Origin of the sequence: Pseudomonas edaphica (assembly GCF_005863185.1) — a bacterium.
Lineage (GTDB): Bacteria > Pseudomonadota > Gammaproteobacteria > Pseudomonadales > Pseudomonadaceae > Aquipseudomonas > Aquipseudomonas edaphica.
The window spans coordinates 1-3,143 of record NZ_VBVZ01000680.1 but is presented as its reverse complement, the minus strand read 5'-3'; the positions used below and the strand labels follow the sequence as shown (position 1 = coordinate 3,143).

General features: G+C 60.6%; 6 protein-coding genes. All 6 read right to left on the bottom strand.

What is annotated here, in order from left to right; all coding sequences use genetic code 11:
• On the bottom strand, positions 1-367 hold a 367-nt coding region (locus FEM54_RS28865), incomplete at its 3' end, for a radical SAM protein (protein ID WP_138453886.1).
• The gene (gene pqqD / locus FEM54_RS28860; protein ID WP_138453885.1) at positions 339-614 is read right to left on the bottom strand and encodes a pyrroloquinoline quinone biosynthesis peptide chaperone PqqD; all 276 of its coding nucleotides are present in this window, start codon (positions 612-614) and stop codon (positions 339-341) included. The genes FEM54_RS28865 and pqqD, both read right to left, overlap by 29 nt.
• Positions 611-1,363: a pyrroloquinoline-quinone synthase PqqC gene (pqqC, locus tag FEM54_RS28855; protein WP_017138042.1), complete on the bottom strand. Its 753-nt coding sequence runs from the start codon at positions 1,361-1,363 to the stop codon at positions 611-613. The genes pqqD and pqqC overlap by 4 nt, the downstream gene beginning before the upstream one ends.
• An 11-nt stretch (positions 1,364-1,374) precedes the next feature.
• On the bottom strand, positions 1,375-2,286 hold the full coding sequence (pqqB, locus tag FEM54_RS28850) for a pyrroloquinoline quinone biosynthesis protein PqqB (protein ID WP_010207003.1): 912 nt from the start codon (positions 2,284-2,286) through the stop codon (positions 1,375-1,377).
• A 71-nt stretch (positions 2,287-2,357) separates the two neighbouring features.
• Positions 2,358-2,432, bottom strand: coding sequence for a pyrroloquinoline quinone precursor peptide PqqA (pqqA, locus tag FEM54_RS28845; RefSeq protein WP_003194766.1), 75 nt, complete (start codon positions 2,430-2,432; stop codon positions 2,358-2,360).
• A 158-nt stretch (positions 2,433-2,590) separates the two neighbouring features.
• Positions 2,591-3,143 (bottom strand): insulinase family protein (locus FEM54_RS28840; RefSeq protein WP_171045930.1); only part of this gene is annotated, 553 nt, incomplete at its 5' end.

Sequence of the window (3,143 nt, the reverse complement as noted above, 5' to 3'; positions counted from 1 at the left end):
GTATAAGAGACAGGTCCAGGCCCGCCTTCTTGAAGTCGCTGATCTTCTGCTCGGTGAGACCGATGCCCGAGGTGATCAGGTTAGTGTAGAAACCCAGCTTGCGCGCCTCGGCGATCAGTTCGGCAAGGTCCTGGCGCACCAGCGGTTCACCGCCGGAAAACCCCAGTTGCGCGGCGCCCATTTCCCGCGCTTCGCGAAACACCTTGATCCACTGCTCAGTGCTCAGCTCTTTACCCTGCTCGGCAAAATCCAGCGGATTGGAGCAATACGGGCACTGCAACGGGCAGCGGTAAGTCAGCTCGGCAAGCAACCACAGTGGCAGGCCAATCGGTGGCTTTTCAGGCAAGTTCGATCCAGTGCTCAGCACGGGCGACCTCCATGAAATCCTCGATGTCTTGACCGAGTTCAGGCACGCCCGGGAATTGTTTATCCAGCTCGGCGATGATGGCGGCCACGTCGCGCTCGCCGTCGATCAGCCCGCCGATCAAGGCGGCGCTGTCGTTGAGCTTGATCATGCCTTCGGGGTAGAGCAACACGTGGCCTTTTTGCGCGGGCTCGTACTGGAAACGATAGCCCTGGCGCCAGGTTGGTGTTTTGCTGCGATCAAAGCTCATAGGGTGATCCCTTTATGCCAGACCCGCTGCTCGGTCACGCTGTGATACGGCGGGCGTTTGAGTTCGTAGGCCATGCTCATGGCATCCAGCATGCTCCACAGAATGTCGAGTTTGAACTGCAGGATTTCCAGCATGCGTTCCTGGCCTTCGCGAGTGGTGTAGTGCTGCAGCGTGATCGCCAAACCATGCTCTACGTCGCGACGCGCCTGGCCCAGGCGGGTGCGGAAATACTCATAACCGGCCGGGTCGATCCACGGGTAGTGCTGCGGCCAGCTGTCGAGGCGCGACTGGTGGATCTGCGGCGCGAACAGTTCGGTCAGCGAGCTGCTGGCAGCTTCTTGCCAGCTGGCGCGGCGGGCAAAGTTGACATAGGCATCCACCGCAAACCGTACGCCGGGCAGCACCAGCTCCTGGGAGCGCAACTGGTCGGGGTCGAGGCCGACGGCCTGGCCCAGGCGCAGCCAGGCTTCAATACCGCCGTCTTCACCGGGCGCGCCGTCGTGGTCGAGCAGACGCTGGATCCACTCACGGCGGATCTCACGGTCGGGGCAGTTGGCCAGGATCGCAGCGTCTTTGAGCGGGATGTTCACCTGATAGTAGAAACGGTTGGCGACCCAGCCCTGGATCTGCTCGCGGGTGGCGCGGCCTTCATACATCGCCACGTGGTACGGGTGATGGATATGGTAGAAGGCGCCCTTGGCCCGCAGGGCGGCTTCGAATTCGGCGGTGGTCAACGGTGTGTCAGTCACTTCGTCTGCTCCTACAATTCAATGCTCATGCCGTCGTAAGCCACTTCGACATTGCGCCGCACCAGCTCGGCGCGCTCAGGGGAGTCTTCGTCGAGGATCGGGTTGGTGTTGTTGATGTGGATAAGCACCTTGCGCTGCTTGGGTAGCTGCTCCAGTACTTCGAGCATGCCGCCAGGGCCGTTCTGCGCCAGGTGGCCCATCTCGCGGCCGGTGCGGGTGCCGACGCCGCGGCGCTGCATTTCATCGTCGTCCCACATCGTGCCGTCCACCAGCAGGCAGTCGCTGCCCGCCATGATTTCCAGCAGCGGCGCGTCGACTTTGCCCAGGCCTGGGGCGTAGAACAATTTACCGCCAGTGCGCAGGTCCTCGACGATCAGGCCGATGTTATCGCCTGGGTGCGGGTCAAAGCGGTGCGGCGAGTAGGGCGGCGCGGCGCTACGCAAGGGCAGCGGGGTGAAGCGCAGATTCGGGCAGGCCGGGATGGTGAAGCTGGCGTCCAGCTCGATACGGTTCCAAGCCAGGCCGCCGTTCCAGTGGGTCAACATGGTGAACAGCGGGAAACCGGTGCTGAGGTCTTCATGGACCATGTCAGTGCACCACACCTGATGCGGGCAACCTTCGCGCAAGCTCAACAGGCCGGTGGTGTGGTCGATCTGGCTGTCCATCAGGATAATTGCGCTGATGCCGGTATCGCGCAGCGCGCGGCCGGGTTGCATCGGCGCAAAGCCTTGCAGTTGCGCACGGATATCCGGCGAAGCATTGCACAGCACCCAGTTCACGCCATCGTCGGAAATCGCGATGGACGACTGGGTACGCGCTTGGGCGCGCAGGCTGCCGTCGCGAAAGCCTGCGCAGTTCACGCAGTTGCAGTTCCACTGCGGGAAGCCACCGCCGGCGGCGGAACCTAGAATCTGGACAAACATGATTGCTCCATCACGCAAAGCTCAAAACAAAAACGCCCCGGGCGAACCGAGGCGTTGTATTACTCAGCCAATCAACGGCTGGCGAAGTACATGGTGACTTCGAAACCGATACGCAGATCAGTGTAAGCGGGTTTGGACCAGGTCATATTCATACTCCTACCAAGGGATGGGACGTTCACTACCAAGTAATACATATAGTCCACCTCCTATTGGAGATGTTCAGATATTGCGTATGAATATTACGCAATTCTTTTCAAGTTAGCGCTGTCTTGACGGAAAAAGCCTGTTGCAGGGTTGGCAATGATCAGCCTGCCGGTTGCCAGGAGTCGTTGATTCGCGGGCCGTTGGCCACGCAACGCCAGCCGCCTGAGGCATCGTTGAGTTGCTGGGCGGCGCGCTGCAGATCCTCGCGTGTGCGGTTTTGTATCAACTGTTGTAGCAGGTCCAGGTAACCCGACGGATGGCCCGCCAAGTAAGCCTGCCACAGCAGTTCGGCGGCTTGGTTGAGCGGCAGTTGCTGGGCACTGAATTGCTGCGCCAGGGTCTGGTTGCCCAGGTCTGGGCTGCTGTCGATTAACGACGGTAATTGCTTCAGAAAGGTCTGCAGGTGATCAATGATCCCGCACAGTGAAACGCTGGGGGACTGCACGCCAAACAGCAGCCCGGTTTGCCCGTTGACCTGTCGGATGCCGCTGAAGACCGCGTAGCCGATTTGCAGATCAACCCGCAGGCGCTGGTAAAACGGCCCGTGCAGCAGATGCCCAAGCAGTCGCCAGGCGGCTTCGTCGGCCAAGGCTGACGTCGGTGCTGGGCAAAACAGCAGTAAAGCGGCTTCATTGGAGTCTGTTTTTATCGTG